The sequence below is a fragment of the Bacillus sp. z50 genome (assembly GCF_058313585.1).
The window spans coordinates 195,065-215,363 of the sequence record NZ_JBZFQL010000001.1 but is presented as its reverse complement, the minus strand read 5'-3'; the positions used below and the strand labels follow the sequence as shown (position 1 = coordinate 215,363).

Genomic DNA, 20,299 nt, shown 5'->3' with positions numbered 1-20,299 from the left:
ATAGTAGTAACTAAATTTTACAAAATATAGAGAGAAATAGATAGGGAGGTAATGTTTATGGAACTATTTGAAGCCATTAAAGGAAGAAGAAGTATTGGCAAGGTTAAAAATGAGCCGATACCTGATGAGCTCATACATAAAATTATTGAAGCGGGAACATGGGCACCATGTCATCATCGTACAGAACCATGGAAGTTTTTTGTTTTGAAAGAGGATGGCAGAAAAATCCTCAGTGATGTGTTAGTGGATATCCTGAAATCTGAATTAGATGATCTTGAGTCAGAAGAAAGTAAAAAAAGATTAGAAAAAGTAAGCAAGAATCCCTATCGTGCTCCTGTTATCATAGTGACTGCCGTTGAACCAGTGAAGAATGAAAAGGTTCTGATTGAAGAAGAATACGCTGCTGTCCATGCAGCTACACAAAATATCCTGCTGGCAGCTCACGCTCTTGGACTGGGTGCCGTATGGAGAACCGGGAAACAATGCCATGATAAACGGATGAGTAAGGCTTTTAATCTCTCTGAGGATGGTGCTGTAACTGGGTTTATCTATTTAGGATATCCAGATATGAATCCTAAAGAAGGTTCAAGAAAATCTATTGATGAAGTGACCACATGGATAACCAATTAAATTAACGAAAGCCGGTACAAAGAGGATATTCACTCTGTACCGGTTTATTTTTTGGAAAAAGTTTGATTACTATAAAAGTAGACATAAAATATATTAATCTGATAAACTTAGTATGGAATAAAATCGGTAAAAGGAGGGGTTAATATGGACCGAAGTTTTCTCATAATACATGGACTTGGCGGAAGCGGACCTGAACATTGGCAATCCTGGCTGTATAATGAGCTGGTGGATGCAGGTGAAACAGTTTATTATCCGACCCTTCCTGAATATGATGATCCTTATAAAGATAAGTGGATAAAAAAATTGGAAGATACCTTTCAAACTATTACCTCAGACCATATAACCGTTGTTGCTCACAGTTTAGGATGTGTCCTATGGCTTCATTTTGCTCTCAAAAATGCTCATAAGATAAAAAAATCGGTTAACCGTGTTATTTTAGTGGCACCGCCCTCTCCCTATTTAAAGCATGAAATCATCCAAAGGTTTTTTCCCCTTCCAGTTAAGGGTAAAGAATTAATACAGTCTATTGATCATACACTGCAAATTCAATCCACAAACGATTCTTATTGCTCTGTTGAAGACAGTCAATTTTATAAAGACTTGGGTATTATACAACTTTTGGTTGTGAATAAAGGTCATATCAATATCGACTCCGGTTTTGGAAAATGGCAGTGGATTCTTGATTATTGTCTGGATCAAAATCATGATTTTGCAGTAAATGAAGGCTGAATGTATGGATAGGACGGTGATTGTTTCTATGAATATAGTAGTAGTTGGTGCAAATGGACAAATTGGCAATCAATTGGTTCACCTCATTAAGGAAGATGGACAACACAATGTAAAAGCGATGATCAGAAAAGAAGAGCAGGTAAAATCATTTGAAAATAGTGGTATACAGACTGTTCTTGCTAATTTAGAAGATAGCGTAGAAAATCTGGCGAAGGCAATTGAAGGATCAGATGCGATATGCTTCACAGCTGGGTCAGGAGGAAGCACAGGTCATGACAAAACGCTTTTAATTGATCTTGATGGTGCAGTGAAAATGATGGAATCAGCTGAAAAGGCTGGAATCAAACGATTTATTTTGGTCAGTGCCCTTCAGGCTAACAACCGCGAAAACTGGAGCGATGAAATTAAACCTTATTATGTTGCCAAGCATTATGCAAATCGAATTCTGGAAAACAGCCTATTAACATATACGATTATAAGGCCGGGTGGATTGCTGAATGAACCTGGAAACGGGAAAATCCGTACTGGGGATACAATAAAGGCTGGAACGATACCGCGTGAGGATGTGGCACGAACTATTTTGGCTTGCCTCACGAATGAGGCAAGCTATAATCGTTCTTTTGATCTAATATCAGGTGATACCCCGATTGAGGAAGCTCTTAACCAACTATAAAATTTGTCGAAGCAGTTCAGTTTTTAGCTGAACTGCTTTATTTGTTTGTCATAAAAAATATGAAAATCTTTCGACTTAAATTGTCAAAATTTTTTGTCATTGACAGTGTAAGGTTAGAGGTGATAGGTTGAGATTGGGTTAAATACACCATATTTTCATTCACTCATATATTAGATTTTGTATCTGTAAATCAAAATTAAATGTTAATCTTCATTCCGTAGGAGACTTCTTTTCAGCGCTCAGCTCAGGAGCTGAATGATTTAGAATGAGCTTACCATTCAGATGGAGTACAATTTACCAATCGAATGACAATAAAGCCACCGATATGGTTTTTCTGAGCAAAGCTCGAATAATTATCCATTCACATAGCCGAGATGTTATGGAATACGTACCATGGGAGGGAGAATAGTGGACTATAATTTATACAAACCTAAACGCCATTGGAGTGAAATCGAGTTATGGAAGGATGTAGCGGATGATCAGTGGAATGACTGGATTTGGCAGTTAACCCACACCATCAAAACACTTGATGATTTAAAAAAGGTGATTAATCTTACACCAGAAGAGGAAGAAGGTGTACGGATCTCAACTAAAACGATTCCCTTGAATATAACGCCCTATTACGCTTCTTTAATGGATCCTGATGATGAGCGCTGTCCAATCCGTATGCAATCCGTTCCCATAGGAAAAGAGCTCCACAAAACGGTGTATGATTTAGAGGATCCCTTACATGAAGATGAAGATTCCCCAGTTCCAGGGTTAACTCACCGTTATCCGGACCGTGTCTTATTTTTAGTAACAAATCAATGCTCCATGTACTGCCGTTATTGCACAAGAAGAAGGTTTTCTGGTCAGATTGGTATGGGAGTTCCGAAGAAGCAGTTGGATAAAGCAATCAATTACATCAGCCAAACACCGGCAGTCCGGGATGTTTTAATCTCTGGTGGTGATGGCCTTCTCATTAATGACAGTATACTGGAATATATATTAAAAAACTTACGCGCCATTCCTCATGTAGAAATTATTCGTATTGGAACTAGAGCCCCGGTCGTGTTTCCGCAAAGAATCACTAAAGATTTATGTACCATTCTTAAAAAGTACCATCCCGTTTGGCTGAATACACATTTTAATACATCGATCGAAATTACAGAAGAATCAAAGCGTGCCTGCGAGCTGCTTATTGATTCGGGAGTACCTGTGGGCAATCAGGCGGTTATTTTGGCTGGGATTAATGACAGTGTCCCAATCATGAGAAAATTAATGCATGATTTAGTCAAAATAAGAGTTCGTCCTTATTATATTTACCAATGTGATTTATCAGAAGGAATTGGACATTTCAGAGCTCCTATTAGTAAAGGCTTAGAAATTATGGAGGGACTGCGCGGCCATACAAGCGGATATGCTGTGCCGACTTTTGTGGTTGATGCACCAGGCGGGGGTGGGAAAATACCGCTTCAGCCGAACTACATCATTTCTCAAAGTTCAAATAAAGTGATCTTACGTAATTTTGAAGGTGTGATTACATCATATCCAGAACCTGAGAACTATGTGTCCGGCCGTGCAGATGAATATTTCAAACAAACATACCCAAATGTATATGAAGATTACAACAGCACAGGTATCTTGTCTATTATGGATGATGAAAAGTTTAATATTACACCGGATGGTTTAGAAAGATATAATAAGCGCAGCGCCTATCAACAAAACCCGGAGCATACATCACTTAAAGATCAACGAGATAAACGGGACGTTCTAAAAGAAAAGAAATTCAAGGCCCAACAAACAAAAACAACTAAAACTGATCAAGAGGATTCAAAAGTATGAAATGCCAATGGTGTGAACAAGATGGGGCAATTGAGACCAATACCACTGTATTTTGGGAGCTGCCAGATGGAACGCAATCACTAGAAATAAAGGAAACACCAGCCATCCATTGTGGCAATTGCCAAATGGAATATTTAACGGATGAACAGACTGAGGAGATTGAGGACCATTTATTGCTCATTAATACAAAACAATTAACAGGCACTGTACATTTTGAAGAATTGATGAAAGTACCAAGGTTATTAAAGCGAAACTATTTCAAATAGACAAAATATATGTAAGCGATTTCAGTTATTCAACGTCAAAGAAAAGCTATATTCTTTGGCGTTTTTATTAAAATGAAATGGACAGAGGTGAATAGGTTGAAACCGGTACTTTTACCTGATGCAGCAGCATCCTTGCTAAAGAGCGGAGCCCGTATCATGGTTGGGGGCTTTGGATTGGTGGGATGTCCAATAACATTGGTACACGCTCTTGACCGAAAAGGGATAAATAATCTTGAAATTATCAGCAATAATCTCGGTGAGCCAGGCAGGGGACTTGGAGTGCTTGTTCAAAAAAAGAAGGTAAGAAAGGGGATAGGTTCTTATTTCACATCCAACCCGGATGTAGTGGAGGCTTATTTGGGGGGAGAGCTTGAGATTGAACTTCTGCCGCAGGGCACACTGGCAGAAGCGATTCGTGCGGGTGGAGCTGGAATACCAGCATTCTATACACCCGTTGGAGTAGGCACTGACTTATCAAATGGGAAAGAAGAAAAAAAATTCAATGATAATAAATATATATTGCAACATTCTTTGAAGGCTGATTTTTCACTGATTAAGGCCTATAAAGCAGACAAACTTGGTAATTTAATTTATATAAAGTCTGCCCGGAATTTTAATCCTGCTATGGCGACGGCCGGGAATATCGTGATTGCTGAAGTTGATGAAATAGTAGAAGCGGGAGAACTCGATCCTGAGGAAATTATCACACCTCATTTGTATGTTGATTACTTAGTGTTAAAGGAGGAGTCGTTGTGAGTGCAAAAGAGACGATTGCCAAACGTGCTGCACGATTCCTTGGAAATGGTGATATTGTCAACTTGGGGATTGGGATTCCAACATTGGTGGCAGATTTTATCGCTCCTCATCTATCCGTATTTCTACATACAGAGAATGGGATTCTTGGGGTGGGACCTACCCCATTAAATGAACCAGATCCCAATTTGGTGAATGCAGGAAAGCTTCCTGTAACTGTCATGACTGGTGCATCTTATTTTGATAGTGCATCATCTTTTGCGATGATACGTGGGGGCCATATTGATGTCTCGATTTTGGGTGTTCTGCAAATGGATGAAATGGGCAGGATAGCAAATTGGGCAGTTCCAGGAAAAGCGGTTTTGGGTGTAGGAGGAGCGATGGATCTATTAGAGGGCTCTAAAAGAATTATCGTAACAACCTTACATACAACAAAAGCGGGGAAGCCGAAGCTCGTTAAGAATCTTAATTATCCGCTTACATCTGAGCGCAGAGTGGATTTCATTATAACTGAATTGGCCGTATTTGCAGTCGATGATAGGGGGCTTATTTTAGTGGAAACTGGTCCAGGAATAACAGTGGAAACTGTTAAAGAAAAAACGGAAGCGGATTTCAGAATTCAATTAAACAGTGAATTTGTTGGCTTTGATATGTAGCATAAAAAAGTCTTGAACTTGCTTTTTAAGCATATCTTGTATGTAGAAAAATGATAGAACATCTCTATGAAATGGAGAGACGCAAATGGCTGACCATGTATTTCATCGTGATTTTACGAATAAATACCCAATCATAACGCATGGGCAAGGGATTTATTTATACGATCAGGATGGCAAGCAATATATTGATGCATGCTCCGGTGCTGTTGCCGCAAATTTAGGTCACGGGGATGTGAAAATTGCTGAAGCGATGGCTGAACAGGCAAAAAAAGCAGCCTTTGTACATTCGATGCGTTTTGAAACCGAGGTATTGCATCTTCTGGCAGAGAGAATTGCGGAGATTGCTCCCGTTCCATTAAACAAGGTTTATTTCACCTGTGGCGGCTCGGAGGCGAATGAAAGTGCTATTAAACTTGCAAAGCAATATCATAAAGGTGCAGGAAATCCGGAAAAACATATTGTGATTGGCAGATGGCAATCTTATCATGGGAATACTTTAGGATCCTTGTCTGCTGGAGGCGATATTAAAAGAAGGCAGGTATACACTCAAAATCTACTTGATTTTAAACATGTTTATTCCCCTCATTGTAAACGATGCCCATACCAAAGAAAGCTCGATGATTGCAATCAACAACACAATTGGTCATGCATTAAGGATATAGAAAAGTTGATTATTGAGATAGGTCCGGAACAAATTTCTTGCTTCATAGCTGAGCCAATCGTCGGGAGCCAATTGGGAAGTGTAAGTCCGCCAGACTCGTATTTTAAAGAGGTCAGAAAGTTATGTGACGATTATAATATTCTTTTGATTGCAGATGAAGTGATGACGGGTTTTGGGAGAACAGGGACCTATTTTGCTGTAGAGCATTTTGATTTCATACCGGATATTATTACGTTTGGCAAGGGAGTATCAGCCGGCTATTCGCCTCTTGGCGGTATGATTGTTCACGATCGATTAATTAAAGGGATTATTCAAAACAGCAAGGGGAAATTTGCGCATGGATATACATACAGTGGCCATCCGGTCTCTGTCGCTGCCGGATTGGCAGTTCTGAAAAAATTAGCTCACAATAAAATCCTTCCCAACGTAGTTATGCAGGGTGAATATTTAATTAAACAACTTAAACTGCTTCAGGAACGTTACCCTGTCATTTGGGATATAAGGGGTAAAGGCCTTTTGATAGGCATTGAATTTGCTTCCAGTCCGAAAGGAGACCCATTCCCTCCCTCTAGCTCAACATCTGAAGTGATTAATCGGATTGCCATGCAAATTGGAGCTGTCTTTTATCCTGGAAGTGGATCAATCAATGGCTATGAAGGTGATCATTTGTTAATTGCTCCGCCTTTAACAGTCTCCAGGGAAGAAATCGATGCAATCATAAATATATTAGAACTTGCTCTGCAACAATTTATGTATTCGAGGGGGAAGTAAATCATGAGTCATTCTGAAAAAGTTACTGAATTAACAGAGAAAGCGAGAAAACATATATCTCCAGTTAGCACAAGAGTGACGGAATTAATTATAGATCGAGGTAAGGGAGCACGTTTTTGGACGAAGGATGGAGAAGAGTATATTGATTTTGTTTCAGGGGTAGCAGTTAATGCACTCGGCCATTCTCATGAAAGAATCGTTAACGCTATAAAAACACAGGCGGAGCGACTCGTTCATTTTGGTTTGAATTATGGCTATTACGAGACTGTGATCGGCTTGGCTGAAAAGCTGGCACAAATCACGCCAGGTAATTTAGATACTGTATTCTTCTCAAATTCAGGCGGTGAAGCCATTGATGGAGCATTGAAGCTGGCACGTGCGGCTACTGACCGCCCGGGAATTATCGCTTTCAATGGGTCCTTTCATGGACGTACGTTAGGTGCTACTACTGTAACAGGATCAAGCAGTAAATATAAAAAGTACTACGAACCGCTGGTAGGAGAGGTTTACCATACACCTTATCCATATCCCGGTTTAGTAAAAAATATCGATAATGCTGATTTGACAAATTATTGTATTAACCAATTACGTTCGTTATTTGATTTACATATTGACCCATCGAGAGTGGCTGCTATACTTGTTGAACCGGTTTTGGGGGAAGGCGGTTACTATCCCGCACCTCCATTGTTTTTACAGGAATTAAGGAGTATTGCTGATGAGCATGGTATTTTATTAATATTTGATGAGGTTCAAACAGGATTTGGCAGAACTGGGCGGATGTTTGCTTCGGAACACTCGGGAGTAACTCCAGATATTCTCGTTTTAGCAAAGGCTTTATCAGGCGGACTGCCTCTTGGTGCAATTGTGGCAAATAGGGATTTACATAATAAATGGCCTGTAGGGGGGCATGGCTCCACGTTTGGAGGCAACCCAATCTCATGTGCAGCTGCCCTAGCAAGTATACAGGTGATTGAAGAAGAGAATCTGGTAAAGAGGAGTAAAGAACTCGGTGAGCAAATTGTTAATAGGCTGCAAAATAGTTTGCTAGGATACGAGCCAATAAAAGAAGTCCGCGGAATCGGTATGATGATTGGCATTGAATTCAATGAATCCGATAAAAAGTCCATTGTGCCGCTTATCAAAGCAAGATGCCTGGATAAGCATTTACTAATCATGAACTGCGGAGTTAACGGGCAAACCATCAGGCTCATGCTGCCATTAAATATATCAACAGAAGAATTGGATGCTGGGTTAACCATTCTCGAAACCGTTATTGGAGACGTGGTAAAGGAGGGTATTTAGTAAATGTCCAAAGAATTTACAAAACAGCTACTTTACATGAATGGTCATTGGACTCACGATTTAAATCAGAATTATCGGGAAAGCAAGAATCCTGCAACGAATGAAGCGGTGGGTATGTATGCAATCGCAACTTCAAGCCAGGTAGACCAGGCTGTACAGCATGCTCACCTTGCCTTTAAAAGCTGGAGACGAACACCCGCGCCGGAACGTGCTGTATTTTTATGGAAGGCAGCAGAATTATTTGAACGAAAAAGAGATCAATTAGCCGAAGTTATGACCAAAGAAATGGGGAAAGTTCTGGCGGAAACACGCGGGGAAGTGAATGTCGTCATAGAAACATGCCGCTATATGGCTGGGGAAGGTCGCAGAATGTATGGTGAAACCATTGCTTCCGGCAACAACAATCGAACGATTACGATGAATCGTGAGCCGCTTGGTGTAGTTGCATGTATCACTCCATGGAATTTTCCGGTAGCGCTTGCCGCTTATAAAATTTGTGCTGCTTTAATCAGTGGGAATACGATTGTGTGGAAACCAGCTTCTGAGGTTGCACTCTCAGCAGGTATATTTATGCAAGTCTTTCATGAAATTGGTCTCCCAAATGGGGTTTTAAATCTCATTACAGGGAGCGGCAGTCAGGTGGGAATGCAGCTTGCTGAACATGAAGATGTCAAAGTGATCTCTTTTACAGGCTCTACTGAAGTAGGCTTGCTGCTTTCACAGGTAGGTGCCAAACAATTAAAAAGGGTTTCCCTTGAGCTAGGTGGGAAAAATGCAGCAATTGTTCTACAGGACGCTAATTTAGATTATGCAGCAGAGTGTATTGTTAAAGGTGCATATGGAACAACTGGCCAAAAATGTACGGCGACAAGCCGGGTTATTGTTGAACAATCGATTAAAGAGGATTTATTGAAAAGGGTCGTAAAGTTAACGAAGGAATTGAAACTAGGTAATGGTCTTAGTGAAAATATTGACTTAGGTCCTTTGGTAAATGAGCAGCAAATGAAGGTGGTTGAGAAATACGTAAGGATAGCAACAGAAGAAGGAGCCTTATTGGAGTGTGGAGGAAAGAAATTAGCTAACGAAGAAGGGTGTTTTTTTGAACCAACTATTTTCAGTGATGTGAAAAAGGAACATACGATTGCTAAAGAAGAAATATTTGGACCTGTTCTTGCCTTTATTGAAGTGGACAGCTATGAAGAGGCGATTGAGGTTAATAATGATACGAAATATGGACTGTCGACATCCATTTTCACAAGCAGTTTGTCTATTGCCAACCGAGCTGCTGCTGAAATTGAAAGTGGATTGGTTTATGTGAATAACGGAACTGCTAATGCTGAAATTGGTGTTGCGTTTGGCGGGATGAAGTATTCAGGGAATGGCCATCGTGAAGTATCCCATCATGCTTTGGATAGTATGACGGAATGGAAATCAGTGTATATGACTTATCTATAGGAGGGATTCCCTTGTGAAACAAATGAGGATTGGAATAGCTTTTTTTTATCATGAATCCCATAGTTTCTCTAGAACTAAGACGACTATTCAGGATTTTAAGAATGAGGGTTATTTTAAAGGGAACCAAATTTTTGACGTTTATACAAATACAAGGACAGAGGTTGGCGGGTTTATTGATGTTCTGAGGAAACTTGAAGAGGTAGAGATAGTCCCCCTTCTTTGTGCAGCAGCTGTTCCTTCGGGTCCGGTAACCTATGAAACATACGAAGAAATTGAAACAGAGCTTATGGGTTTAATGGAAGCGGCAGGAAAGCTTGATGGATTATTGATTGCCCTGCATGGAGCAATGGTCATTGAGGGAATTAATGATGCAGAAGAATATTTACTTTTAAAGATTAGAGCAAAACTTGGGGTAGATATCCCGATTGCAACGACCCTGGATCTACATGCCAATATTAGTCCGGCCATCGTTGGAATTACACCCTATCATTTTGGATTTAAAACCTATCCGCATATTGATATGTATGAGCAAGGAGTAAATGCCGCGAATGCATTAATGAATCATCTTTCGCTTGGTGTAGATTATGTAGCGAGATGTGTTAAAATTCCCATGCTGCTTCCCTCAATCAATATGAAGACAATGGAAGGTCCAATGGCAAAAATGATGAAGCTTGCTCACCGTTATGAAGAGGAAGATGGTATTTTAAACATTTCCGTATTTGGTGGATTTCCATATTCAGATGTACCGAGCGCAGGTGCAAGTGTGATAGTAATTGCTAAAAATCAGTTGTTGGCCGAACGTACTGCCAGTGACTTGGCCAAAATATTTTGGAAACTAAGGGAAGAATTTATCGTCAAATTGCCTGATGTTAAAGAAGCATTTCAGCTTGCGTTAGCAATGAAGAAAAATAAACCAATCGCATTAGCTGATATTTCTGATAATCCGTTGAGCGGTGGCAGTGGAGATACAACGAAGCTTTTGAGAGAATGTATAGAATACAATAGAGAGAAAACGCTTTTTGGAGCATTAACGGATTCTAAGGCAATTGATATATGCAGGAGTGTGGGAGTTGGTGGAACCGTCCAACTGTCACTTGGCGGGAAAATCTATCCTGAGTTTGGATTACCGGTTAATGTGCAAGCGACTGTTATCAGGTTAACTGATGGTGTATTTTATAATAGTGGACCATTTAATAAAGATTTGAAAGTAGATGTTAAGGGTGCTTGTTGGATTCGAGTAGGAAATATAGATATTCTCCTAATTGGAAGACCTATGTCTGCTAATGATCCTGAACTTTTTCGTCATATTGGGATAGAACCAAGTGCGTACAGGTATTTGATATTGAAAGCTAAAAATCATTTCAGGGCAGCTTTTGATCCGTTGATAAGTGAAGTCATTTATGTTGATGCACCGGGCGCGGCCACTAATAACATCGCACAGCTACCCTATAAAAATATCCCGGAACAAACATGGCCCTTAAAAAATATAGAATTTCTAAAGGTAGAAGAGAGGAAAAAATCATGACACAAACGAATTCGATGTATTACATTGAAATACCCGAATCCCTAACGCCTGCACAGCAGAACATGATGATGGAGCTCGAAAAGGATGCATTTCCTGGGTTGGGAGCGGTAGATGAACAAACACTGGTTCCTTTGGCGAGATACGGAAAACTAATCCTTTATAGACAACAGGGGGATGAACGACCAGTTGCGGTTTGTGAATGTATGAGAGATTATAATCAGCCGGATAAAGCTTATATATTTGGCTACTATGTACGGTCAGATCAGCATGGGAAAGGATTGGGGACACAATTTTTACATGAGGTTCTGAGCATTTTGCGGGATGATGGTTTTCATAAAGTCAGTTTAACTGTAAGCGAAGCAAACACGGCTGCTGTTAAATTATATAAAAACATCGGTTTTACTGTAAATGAATTAAGGTATGGTGAATTCGGAGACGGTGAGGATCGGTTGTATATGGAGAAAATTTTATAATCAACAACAGGACGTGTGACTAATCACACGTTTTTTTCGTTGATGATTATTGGCTGCAAAGGGACTATTACAGCCAGTGTGGCTCTTCTTTTTATAAAACAAAACCTTCAAATGAAGATAAAAAGTACCTTGATAAATAGATTGTATTGAAACATAAACAGATGAAAAAAATGAACGTTTTTGGGCATACTAGCAAGTGAAAGAAAAAAGCAAAACAAATTATATTTATATAATATAATTCGGTGATTTCCCTCACGTTTTATCATTAAAATACAATTCAATTGATAAATTTACTGTATCGACAGTAATTATGTTTGATCCTGATTACCGTTTATATAGAGAGTTTTTATTGAGTTTACCTAATGGAAAGAGCGGAAAATTTTAAAGGAATATGATAATAATTATAAATAAGCAATTGACAAATTTCTTTTTAATAATTATTATAATATAGTATTAAACATCACTTAGATGATGATATTGTTTAGGAGGATATACGATATGTCACTTATTAATAAAAAATTAGAGGATTTTACAGTACAGGCTTACCATGATGGAGAGTTTAAAGAAGTAAGTCTTTCAGATGTTCAAGGTAAATGGTCAATCTTTTTCTTCTATCCAGCTGATTTCACTTTTGTGTGCCCAACTGAATTAGCTGACCTGCAAGATAATTATGATGCCCTTAAAGAAATTAACTGCGAAGTGTACTCCGTATCTACGGACTCTCATTTTGTACATAAAGCATGGGCAGACGCTACAGATACAATCGGCAAAATTAAATATCCTATGCTTGCAGATCCGGCGCATGTTCTTTCTCGTCAATTTGAAGTATTAATTGAAGAAGCTGGTCAAGCGCTTCGTGGAACATTCATTGTGAATCCTGAGGGTGAAATTAAAGCATATGAAATTCACGACCTAGGTATTGGCCGTAATGCTGAAGAAGTTGTGCGTAAAGTACAAGCTGCTCAGTTTGTTGCAGAACACGGTGATAAAGTATGTCCAGCAAAATGGACTCCTGGTGAAGAAACACTTGAGCCAAGCCTGGACCTAGTAGGTAAAATATAATTATTAATCATTTGCATTTATCTTTCTTAATGGAAGATGAGTGCAAATTTTATCTTAAGGACTGACAGCTGCTTGTCCAGTTTTTGAATGTTTTTTCTATCAGATGATCAAATGAGGTACTTAAAATGATAAGTACCTTTTTTATTAAAAAGTTTACTAAATTAGGTGAGTATTTTGACAAAAGGAATTTTAGATTTAATTATCATTGGCGGAGGTCCTGCTGGATTGTCAGCGGGTATTTATGCCGGACGTGGAAAATTAAACACTCTTATTATTGAAAAAGGAAATATGGGTGGCCAAGCTGCAACGACAAATGAAATTGTTAACTATCCGGGTGTTCGTAAGACGACTGGACCTTTATTAATAGAAGAAATGAAAAAACAATGTGAAGATTTTGGTGTTAAATTTACCAAAACAGATGTTACGGATGTTGACCTATCCGGAGAAGTTAAAATAATTAAAACGATCAATGGCGAGTATCAGGCAAGATCTGTAATCATTGCAGCAGGTGCAGGTCCTCGTAAACTTGGATTCCCTGGAGAAGCAGAATTCACGGGCCGTGGTGTTGCCTACTGTTCAACATGCGATGGTGAATTCTTCGAAGGATTAGAAGTGTTTGTCATTGGAGCAGGATTTGCCGCAGCTGAAGAAGCGATGTATTTAACCCGTTTTGCCAGCAAGGTTACCATTATTGCTCGTGAACCTGAGTTTACTTGTGCTCCTTCTATCGCAGATAAGGTTTTTGCCAACGAACATATAGAAGTTAAATTTAATACGGAATTGCTTGAGGTTTCAGGGGTGGAGATGGTTCAGCATGCCCGATTTATTAATAATGTAACGAAGGAAGAATGGGAATACACAGCGAAAGAAGAAGATGGCGCATTCGGTGTATTTGTTTTCGTGGGATATCAGCCTAAGACAGAGATCTTTAAAGGTCATGTAGAAATGGATGAACGTGGTTACATTATTACAGATGAAGAAATGAGAACAAATATTAAAGGTGTATATGCTGTTGGAGATCTTCGTCCAAAATCTTTACGTCAAGTTATTACAGCTGTTGCCGATGGGGCGATTGCCGGAACAGACGTACAGAAATATGTTGCTGAAGAAAAAGAGCGTCTTGGCATTGTAGATGAGCCAAAAGAAGAAAAACCGGCAGAGAAAAAAGAATCTGCACCAAAAGAAACAGCTAAAAGTGGTAAGAGCAGCTTACTAAGCGATGCCATCAAAGGACAACTAAAAGGTATTTTTGCCAAAATGGAGAATGATGTAACATTAGTAAGTATTGTGGATGAAAGTATGCCTAAATCTGTAGAATTACGTGATTTCTTGATCGATGTTGCTGAACTTGGCGATAAACTTCATCTGGAAGTTTATCCAAAAGGCGAAAATACTGAAATGGAAACGAAAATCAATGCTGATAAATTCCCGGTTGTTTCGTTGCTTGATCATAAAGGGAATTACAGTGGCGTGAAGTTCCATGGTGTACCGGGAGGACATGAGCTTAATTCCTTTATCTTGGCCATTTATAACCTGGCAGGTCCTGGACAAGCGTTAGATTCCTCAATCAAGCAGTCTATTCAGGCAATCGATAAAAAAGCAAATATTAAGATTATGGTATCTTTATCATGCCACTACTGCCCTGATGTTGTTGTCGGTGCTCAAAGAATTGCAATTGAAAACCCAAATGTCGAAGCAGAAATGATTGATATCAGCAACTTCCAAGATATTAAAAAGAAATATAAAGTAATGAGTGTTCCAGCCATGATTATTAATGATGAACAAGTAGTCTTTGGAGCTAAAAAAATTAATGAAATTGTAGCAGTGTTACAACAAGCTTAAACAATTAACCCAGCCTTACATCAAGGCTGGGTTTTTGTTTCTCCAGGTTTTTATGATCATGGTAACAGATGCAATGAGTGAAAGTAAAAAGATGATTATGCCTGCAATCTCATACAAATGCATGAATAAAATGAAGGCAATTATTTGAGTGACAGCAATGATTATTCCATAAATTGCGTTCTGTTTTTGATTCTTTTTTATGGCAATGAAGAGCTGGAGTGTAATGAAATTACTGATAACCATAATGGTAATTGCCAAAGTATAGTCCATTGTGGTAATGTTTGTCCCTTTTTCAACTGCGAAGATCGAATAAATCGAAATGGGAAGGGCACAAAGATTTATGCCTAATAAAATCAATACCCATATTATACGATACAAAATTTTTTGCATATATTAGACTCCTTGTTATATTCTATTTTACATTTTGTGCAATATAGAGATGGTTATACCCGACTATAAATACTTCAGTTTATATTGTTTGTATTCTTAAACAAATAACTAAATAAATGACGTGCAACTTGTAAATTATGGTAGAATTCACTTGATAGTTACAAAATTTAGAACTATTCATCAGTTTATCCATACGAATTTTGAAAAAGGAGATTACAACTTGTTAACAATTGAAAAAGCAATCTTTTGTGACGCTGAAAAATTAACAGAACTAATGAAGAAAACATTTGATGAAGAAGCAAAAAGATGGCTTATAGATCAAGAGATTGTGGATTGCAATATCCAGCCTCCTGGCTATACTTCAGTTGAAATGACTTAATATATGATCGAAGAATTATCCTATTACAAAATCATCTATAAAGAGGCTATAGTTGGTGGAGTTATCGTGACGATTACCGGTAAGTCATATGGAAGAATAGACCGTATATACGTTGATCCAGATTTTCAGAATCTCAAAATCGGTTCCAGAGTAATGGAATTAATAGAGGAGAAATTTCCAAGCGTAAGACAATGGGACCTTGAGACATCCAGCAGACAGCTTAATAATCACCATTTTTACGAGAAATTGGGCTATAAAACGATCTTTAAGTCGGAAGATGAGTTTTGCTACATAAAGAGGAAAGAGAGTTTGACAAAATCTGATAATTTGGTAGAAAATCATGATATTTCAAATAAACCATATGAAAATTGTGATATGGCATATACAGAATGGTACCAAGTCAACTTAGAAGAGAGTTCTTTTAGTAACAGTAACTTGAGAAGTACTCATTTCAGTAACTGTAATCTTAGTCAGTCAAAATTCCAAAACATAAATTTAAAACACTCCTATTTTGCAGATTTAAACCTATCCTTTTCTAAAATGAGATTAGTTACCCTTGCAGGAATCGAATTTATGGACACAAATCTTGGAGATGACAAAAATCCGATATCCTTTGAAAGATGTGACCTCCAGGAATCAAAGATTAGGAATTGTGACCTAAGTAATCTGGAAATCACGGAAAGTAAGATAACAGGAATGAAAAAAATGGTATTTCAGTGGAAAAATTGTTCGAAGTGTATAACCGAGAGTTGAAAAAGGAAAGTTTCGAATAGGTATATGATCAATTGTTTGAACAAGAATCACATGATCATATAAGGGGAAATTATTTAAATCAAGTAAGGTTAAAACTTAAATAATCACAAAGAAAAAAGAACGAAGATGGTGCGACTATTCACCATTCATCCGTTCTTTTTTGCGTTCTCTTCAAGTTTACTGATTCTTTGTTCGAGTTCTTCTATCCCTAATAGTTTGGATTGTCCATCCAAAAAAATATTGCATATTGACGTTAATAGGAAGCCACCGCCCAAACCAACAAGACACCCTACACCTGGAGACCCAATGGATAGTCCAATTCCAAGGCCAGTTAACAGACTGCCTGGAATAAGGTATTCAGTTAGTGAATGCTGTTTAGCCAACAAATCTCCTCCAATCTTTTTCGAAAGTTTATGTATTCTGGTTAATATTATAACAACTTTAATTTGCAGAATATATACATATTCTTGAAATTAACCTTATTTAACCATTTAGTATCTATAAACTTATTATTCAGCAGGAAACAGTTTTAAAAAAACGCCATGAGGATAGTGGTGAGGTTTCTCGAATAAGTAAAAAGGAGGTGGTTTACATGCTAATACAGCTAAGGTCATAAATTGTCAGATCATAAAATGGACCTTTACTGTCTTCTGATGAGATAACAATACCTTTGTAGCCGTTAGAGGTGAGCATTTCGCGAAGCAAGCTGCCTATTTTAAATTCGGTATCTCTAATAAATAATTTAATGTTTGTTCTGTTATTAACTCCAGATAAATTACGAATTTTATCGAATTGTTTATGGTATATATATGCACTTATCGTTTCGTAAGGTTGTACGAATTCATTGGTAAATGAATCATATAATTTAGCATAGTCCTCATCTTCAATAAATAAGAAGTGTTCCGTATTGACGCGAAACTCTATGATGTTTGGTCCAAACTTTTTAGCCCAATGTTTACGTGTCGTGGCATAAATAGCATCACCATGCTTTTTTCCATGACTGAAAGAGGTCCGTAGTGTAAGGCCTTTATCGAGAATTTTTTCATAATTGGTAGTAGAGGTTCCATGAAATACATCAATCATCTAATCGCCTCCATATTTTTATTAATACCATCATCATAAATGAAAAACGTAAACTTTTCCATCTTAATATGTTGATTAACTGATTAACGAGAGGAGCAGGAATGAGTGAAATTCAATTTATTTGTGTAGATTGCCAGGAGCTATTCATGGAGGAAACGGATAAAAATTGTTGTACATGCGGCGGTCTGTTAATAATCAAAACAAGTAAAAGCATTTTTAAGGATAATTGGATTGTTGGTGAGAACCAGACGATGTGGAAGTACTATCTAGTAGTATCAGTACAAGCAAACAAACGTGCATGGGAGAAGGTATCACTAGGTGAGGGGAATACCGTGCTCGATAAATTGGACTCGGACAATCAGCACATCTACTTAAAATTAGAAAACACTTTACCAAGCCGATCTTATATAGATAGATGCTCAGCATTATTAGTGACTAAGTTACTAGAGAAAAAGATACAAAACATCCTTATAACGGAAGCCACTTGTATGAGTCTTTCTGTTGCTAAATATGCAAAACATGCTCAAATTGCCTGTGAGTTAGCTTTACCTGAAAATACAGCCTGTCAGCTGGTGGATGCACACAGAAATGAAGGAGTCAGAGTAAGCGATTTCGTTTCTGATCAAGAATCTGCTGCAAATAATTTTATTTTACCCGACTTTCACCCCTATATGATTGAGGGAGCAAAAACATATGCATATGAGATATGGGAGCAGTTGGGACACCGTCATCCTGATATCGTTACGTTCTCGGTTGAAACCAGTATGTTAGCAGTAGGTACTTATTATGGATTTAAGGATCTTTTAGAACATCATTTAATAGGAAAACTCCCCAGATTTATCATTGTCGACATTCAATCAACTTCTCTGCCTGTAAAAAGTAAAGCGGTATCTATCCCTCAACCCCTATATAAAGAATTGATAAAAATGATTAAAGAGACAGATGGATACTTACAGACCATTACGAAAACTGAAATCATTCAAGCCAGTAAAGCGCTTTTTATGAGAGGTTATCAGATAGATGAACAAAGTGCAGCAGCCTACGCAGGATGCATGAGATATTATCGAGACTTTTCAATCAAAAATGAATCGATTGTGATACCCCTTAGTAATTTTAGCGAGATAGGAAAATCCAAATAGTTTTTTGGGGTGATAAGATAGTTATGACAAAATCTAACGTTGAGAAGTATATAGCCTCCAAGCTAGAAAGGCTGGAAAAAACACAAAATCAATCAGGTTCATGGACATTCAACTTTGAAGGATCTTCATTAACGGATTGTTTTATGATCTTACTTATACGGACCTTAGGAATAGATGAAGAAGAATTAATGCATCAACTAGTGAAACGGCTGCTGCGCACTCAAAATGATAATGGGTCTTGGAGTATCTATCCGGATGAGAAGGATGGTAATTTATCTGCCACCGTTCAATCTTATACAGCCCTGCTTGTGTCAGGCAAATTTACTCGGATGGATGAGGAGATGAAGCGAGCTGAACAATTTATAATTAAGCATGGTGGAGTATCAAAATCTCACTTTATGACTAAAATGATGCTCGCAGTCAATGGAATGTATAATTATCCAAGCTTTTTTAAATTTCCGATGAGTTATTTTATGCTCCCGCCCCATGTACCTTTTAACATGTATCAATGCAGTAACTATGCTAGAGTGCATTTAACTCCTATGACCATCTGCATTAATAAACGATTTATGTATGAACACAAGGGGATAGATAAGAGTTTCCTTGATGGACAAGAAGGTGGATGGTTTAGAGAGGAACGTTTTTTTCAGACAGAACAATTGATTAATCAACTAAAGATCCTCAATTTTTCTCCATCCTCTTGGCAAAAAGCAGGCTATCAATCTGCAGAAAAGCTAATGATTGACCGGATTGAGAAGAATGGGACACTGTATAGTTATAGTTCGGCTACCTGTTATATGATTTATGCTTTACTTGCCTTAGGGTATAAACGAAACTCAGCGATTATTCTTAAGGCGGTGGAAGGAATGAAGAGCTATTTAACGGATACACCTTATGGCCTTCATTTGCAAAATTCACCCTCCCTGGTGTGGGATACAGCTTTATTAAGCTATTCCTTACAAGAAGCGGGGGTTAAGGCAACCCATCCTGTTATCGATCGAGCAAATGCGTATTTGCTGAAAAAACAACAAAGCACGAGAGGGGATTGGACAGTACATGCTCCAGATGTGATTCCTGGGGGATGGGGATTTTCTGACAGCAATCATTATATACCGGATAATGATGATACAAGTGCGGTTTTACGAGCATTAACAAAGCAAAGTAAATTGAACCAACAAGCAAATCTTGCTTGGAAAAAAGGTTTCTCGTATTTGAAGGGCATGCAAAATAAGGATGGAGGATGGGGAGCCTTTGAAAAAGATGCCTATAATTCTTTATTTGCTTATCTACCAATCGAAAATGCAAAGGATGCCATCATTGACGATTCTACCGCAGACCTGACAGGTCGTGTTTTAGAATTCATGGGTAATTATGCTGGATTAACACATGACCATTCCTTTATTAAAAGAGCAGCTGCCTGGCTTCTGAAAGAACAATTATCAGATGGTAGCTGGTATGGAAAATGGGGTGTTTGTTATATTTATGGAACGTGGGCAGCGGTGACTGGACTATGTGCAATCGGAATCAAGCCTGAGCACCCTTCTATCCAAAAAGCAATCAGATGGCTGGAGTCTATCCAGCTGAAAGATGGAGGATGGGGAGAATCCTGTATGAGTGCAGATAAAGAACGTTATATCCCATTGACCTACAGTACTCCATCCCAGACAGCCTGGGCATTGGATGCTCTCTTAGCAGTTAAGCGGGCAACTTCACCAACCATTCAGAAAGGGGTTAACTTTTTAATAAATGAAGAGTTATACCATCCTAATGCAAACAGGTATCCAACAGGTCTCGGTTTACGGGGTGGTTTTTATATCATTTATGAAAGCTATAATTATATTTTTCCTCTGTTAGCACTGGGTCATTATGAAAAGAAACTGATTACTGACCATACATAGCTACATGGGAATGAGCGCGCTAATCCTAATTTTCT

At 38.3% G+C, this 20,299-nt stretch carries 19 protein-coding genes and 1 pseudogene; 17 read left to right on the top strand and 3 right to left on the bottom strand.

Annotated features, from left to right (window positions below):
* Nucleotides 1–57: 57 nt before the first annotated feature.
* The 14 genes from AC4G3N_RS00965 (at nucleotide 58) to AC4G3N_RS00900 (ending at nucleotide 14,622) form a co-directional block, all read left to right on the top strand.
* Complete coding sequence (locus tag AC4G3N_RS00965; RefSeq protein ID WP_066103616.1) at nucleotides 58–630, top strand: nitroreductase family protein; 573 nt, start codon at nucleotides 58–60, stop codon at nucleotides 628–630.
* Nucleotides 631–774: 144 nt separating this feature from the next.
* Nucleotides 775–1,359 carry an RBBP9/YdeN family alpha/beta hydrolase gene (locus AC4G3N_RS00960; protein ID WP_066103618.1) on the top strand — a complete coding sequence of 195 codons (585 nt, stop codon included), beginning with the start codon at nucleotides 775–777 and terminating at the stop codon, nucleotides 1,357–1,359.
* Nucleotides 1,360–1,387: 28 nt separating this feature from the next.
* Nucleotides 1,388–2,032, top strand: a complete 645-nt coding sequence (locus AC4G3N_RS00955; protein ID WP_491089874.1) for an SDR family oxidoreductase — start codon at nucleotides 1,388–1,390, stop codon at nucleotides 2,030–2,032.
* A gap of 408 nt (nucleotides 2,033–2,440) precedes the next feature.
* Nucleotides 2,441–3,856, top strand: a complete 1,416-nt coding sequence (gene kamA, locus AC4G3N_RS00950) for a lysine 2,3-aminomutase (RefSeq protein WP_491089561.1) — start codon at nucleotides 2,441–2,443, stop codon at nucleotides 3,854–3,856.
* Nucleotides 3,853–4,122 (top strand): YokU family protein, encoded by a 270-nt coding sequence (locus AC4G3N_RS00945; protein ID WP_066103622.1) that lies wholly within the window; start codon nucleotides 3,853–3,855, stop codon nucleotides 4,120–4,122. Before kamA ends, AC4G3N_RS00945 begins: the two co-directional genes overlap by 4 nt.
* Before the next feature lie 72 nt (nucleotides 4,123–4,194).
* Nucleotides 4,195–4,878 (top strand): CoA transferase subunit A, encoded by a 684-nt coding sequence (locus AC4G3N_RS00940; protein ID WP_077248016.1) that lies wholly within the window; start codon nucleotides 4,195–4,197, stop codon nucleotides 4,876–4,878.
* Nucleotides 4,875–5,531 carry a 3-oxoacid CoA-transferase subunit B gene (locus AC4G3N_RS00935; protein ID WP_066103624.1) on the top strand — a complete coding sequence of 219 codons (657 nt, stop codon included), beginning with the start codon at nucleotides 4,875–4,877 and terminating at the stop codon, nucleotides 5,529–5,531. The genes AC4G3N_RS00940 and AC4G3N_RS00935 overlap by 4 nt, the downstream gene beginning before the upstream one ends.
* Nucleotides 5,532–5,616: 85 nt before the next feature.
* Nucleotides 5,617–6,963: an aminotransferase family protein gene (locus tag AC4G3N_RS00930; protein ID WP_491089560.1), complete on the top strand. Its 1,347-nt coding sequence runs from the start codon at nucleotides 5,617–5,619 to the stop codon at nucleotides 6,961–6,963.
* A 3-nt stretch (nucleotides 6,964–6,966) separates the two neighbouring features.
* Nucleotides 6,967–8,265 carry an aminotransferase class III-fold pyridoxal phosphate-dependent enzyme gene (locus AC4G3N_RS00925; protein WP_140461500.1) on the top strand — a complete coding sequence of 433 codons (1,299 nt, stop codon included), beginning with the start codon at nucleotides 6,967–6,969 and terminating at the stop codon, nucleotides 8,263–8,265.
* Between the two features lie 3 nt (nucleotides 8,266–8,268).
* A complete protein-coding gene (locus AC4G3N_RS00920; RefSeq protein WP_140461499.1) occupies nucleotides 8,269–9,720 on the top strand; it encodes an aldehyde dehydrogenase family protein in 1,452 nt (483 codons plus the stop codon).
* A gap of 22 nt (nucleotides 9,721–9,742) precedes the next feature.
* Nucleotides 9,743–11,245 (top strand): M81 family metallopeptidase, encoded by a 1,503-nt coding sequence (locus tag AC4G3N_RS00915; RefSeq protein ID WP_262365991.1) that lies wholly within the window; start codon nucleotides 9,743–9,745, stop codon nucleotides 11,243–11,245.
* A complete protein-coding gene (locus AC4G3N_RS00910) occupies nucleotides 11,242–11,718 on the top strand; it encodes a GNAT family N-acetyltransferase (RefSeq protein WP_066103634.1) in 477 nt (158 codons plus the stop codon). The genes AC4G3N_RS00915 and AC4G3N_RS00910 overlap by 4 nt, the downstream gene beginning before the upstream one ends.
* A 498-nt stretch (nucleotides 11,719–12,216) precedes the next feature.
* Complete coding sequence (gene ahpC, locus AC4G3N_RS00905) at nucleotides 12,217–12,780, top strand: alkyl hydroperoxide reductase subunit C (RefSeq protein ID WP_066103636.1); 564 nt, start codon at nucleotides 12,217–12,219, stop codon at nucleotides 12,778–12,780.
* A 174-nt stretch (nucleotides 12,781–12,954) separates the two neighbouring features.
* Nucleotides 12,955–14,622: an FAD-dependent oxidoreductase gene (locus AC4G3N_RS00900; RefSeq protein ID WP_140461497.1), complete on the top strand. Its 1,668-nt coding sequence runs from the start codon at nucleotides 12,955–12,957 to the stop codon at nucleotides 14,620–14,622.
* Between the two features lie 15 nt (nucleotides 14,623–14,637).
* Here the strand turns inward: AC4G3N_RS00900 and AC4G3N_RS00895 are convergent, their stop codons facing one another.
* Nucleotides 14,638–15,012 (bottom strand): hypothetical protein, encoded by a 375-nt coding sequence (locus AC4G3N_RS00895; RefSeq protein ID WP_139891888.1) that lies wholly within the window; start codon nucleotides 15,010–15,012, stop codon nucleotides 14,638–14,640.
* A 274-nt stretch (nucleotides 15,013–15,286) separates the two neighbouring features.
* Between AC4G3N_RS00895 and AC4G3N_RS00890 the strand changes: the two are divergent.
* Nucleotides 15,287–16,164 (top strand): annotated as a pseudogene (locus AC4G3N_RS00890) (GNAT family N-acetyltransferase).
* A 126-nt stretch (nucleotides 16,165–16,290) separates the two neighbouring features.
* Here AC4G3N_RS00890 and AC4G3N_RS00885 read toward each other — a convergent pair.
* Both AC4G3N_RS00885 and AC4G3N_RS00880 read right to left on the bottom strand, forming a co-directional pair.
* On the bottom strand, nucleotides 16,291–16,527 hold the full coding sequence (locus AC4G3N_RS00885) for a hypothetical protein (protein ID WP_066103644.1): 237 nt from the start codon (nucleotides 16,525–16,527) through the stop codon (nucleotides 16,291–16,293).
* Nucleotides 16,528–16,732: 205 nt separating this feature from the next.
* Entirely contained in the window at nucleotides 16,733–17,227 is a 495-nt protein-coding gene (locus tag AC4G3N_RS00880) for a hypothetical protein (RefSeq protein WP_066103647.1), read from the bottom strand.
* 101 nt (nucleotides 17,228–17,328) lie between these two features.
* Between AC4G3N_RS00880 and AC4G3N_RS00875 the strand changes: the two genes are divergently transcribed.
* Complete coding sequence (locus AC4G3N_RS00875; protein WP_491089559.1) at nucleotides 17,329–18,366, top strand: threonine synthase; 1,038 nt, start codon at nucleotides 17,329–17,331, stop codon at nucleotides 18,364–18,366.
* A gap of 23 nt (nucleotides 18,367–18,389) precedes the next feature.
* Nucleotides 18,390–20,264: a squalene--hopene cyclase gene (gene shc / locus AC4G3N_RS00870; protein WP_491089558.1), complete on the top strand. Its 1,875-nt coding sequence runs from the start codon at nucleotides 18,390–18,392 to the stop codon at nucleotides 20,262–20,264.
* Nucleotides 20,265–20,299: the final 35 nt, after the last annotated feature.

What these genes read in the sequence shown, in the direction of transcription:
- AC4G3N_RS00875 (WP_491089559.1), top strand. Translation starts at nt 17,329, where the DNA reads ATGAGTGAAATTCAATTTATTTGTGTAGATTGCCAGGAGCTATTCATG.
- AC4G3N_RS00955 (WP_491089874.1), top strand. Translation starts at nt 1,388, where the DNA reads ATGAATATAGTAGTAGTTGGTGCAAATGGACAAATTGGCAATCAATTG.
- AC4G3N_RS00925 (WP_140461500.1), top strand. Translation starts at nt 6,967, where the DNA reads ATGAGTCATTCTGAAAAAGTTACTGAATTAACAGAGAAAGCGAGAAAA.
- AC4G3N_RS00960 (WP_066103618.1), top strand. Translation starts at nt 775, where the DNA reads ATGGACCGAAGTTTTCTCATAATACATGGACTTGGCGGAAGCGGACCT.
- AC4G3N_RS00940 (WP_077248016.1), top strand. Translation starts at nt 4,195, where the DNA reads ATGAAATGGACAGAGGTGAATAGGTTGAAACCGGTACTTTTACCTGAT.
- AC4G3N_RS00945 (WP_066103622.1), top strand. Translation starts at nt 3,853, where the DNA reads ATGAAATGCCAATGGTGTGAACAAGATGGGGCAATTGAGACCAATACC.
- shc (WP_491089558.1), top strand. Translation starts at nt 18,390, where the DNA reads ATGACAAAATCTAACGTTGAGAAGTATATAGCCTCCAAGCTAGAAAGG.
- AC4G3N_RS00910 (WP_066103634.1), top strand. Translation starts at nt 11,242, where the DNA reads ATGACACAAACGAATTCGATGTATTACATTGAAATACCCGAATCCCTA.
- AC4G3N_RS00915 (WP_262365991.1), top strand. Translation starts at nt 9,743, where the DNA reads ATGAGGATTGGAATAGCTTTTTTTTATCATGAATCCCATAGTTTCTCT.
- ahpC (WP_066103636.1), top strand. Translation starts at nt 12,217, where the DNA reads ATGTCACTTATTAATAAAAAATTAGAGGATTTTACAGTACAGGCTTAC.
- AC4G3N_RS00880 (WP_066103647.1), bottom strand. Translation starts at nt 17,227, where the DNA reads ATGATTGATGTATTTCATGGAACCTCTACTACCAATTATGAAAAAATT.
- AC4G3N_RS00895 (WP_139891888.1), bottom strand. Translation starts at nt 15,012, where the DNA reads ATGCAAAAAATTTTGTATCGTATAATATGGGTATTGATTTTATTAGGC.
- AC4G3N_RS00930 (WP_491089560.1), top strand. Translation starts at nt 5,617, where the DNA reads ATGGCTGACCATGTATTTCATCGTGATTTTACGAATAAATACCCAATC.
- AC4G3N_RS00965 (WP_066103616.1), top strand. Translation starts at nt 58, where the DNA reads ATGGAACTATTTGAAGCCATTAAAGGAAGAAGAAGTATTGGCAAGGTT.
- AC4G3N_RS00920 (WP_140461499.1), top strand. Translation starts at nt 8,269, where the DNA reads ATGTCCAAAGAATTTACAAAACAGCTACTTTACATGAATGGTCATTGG.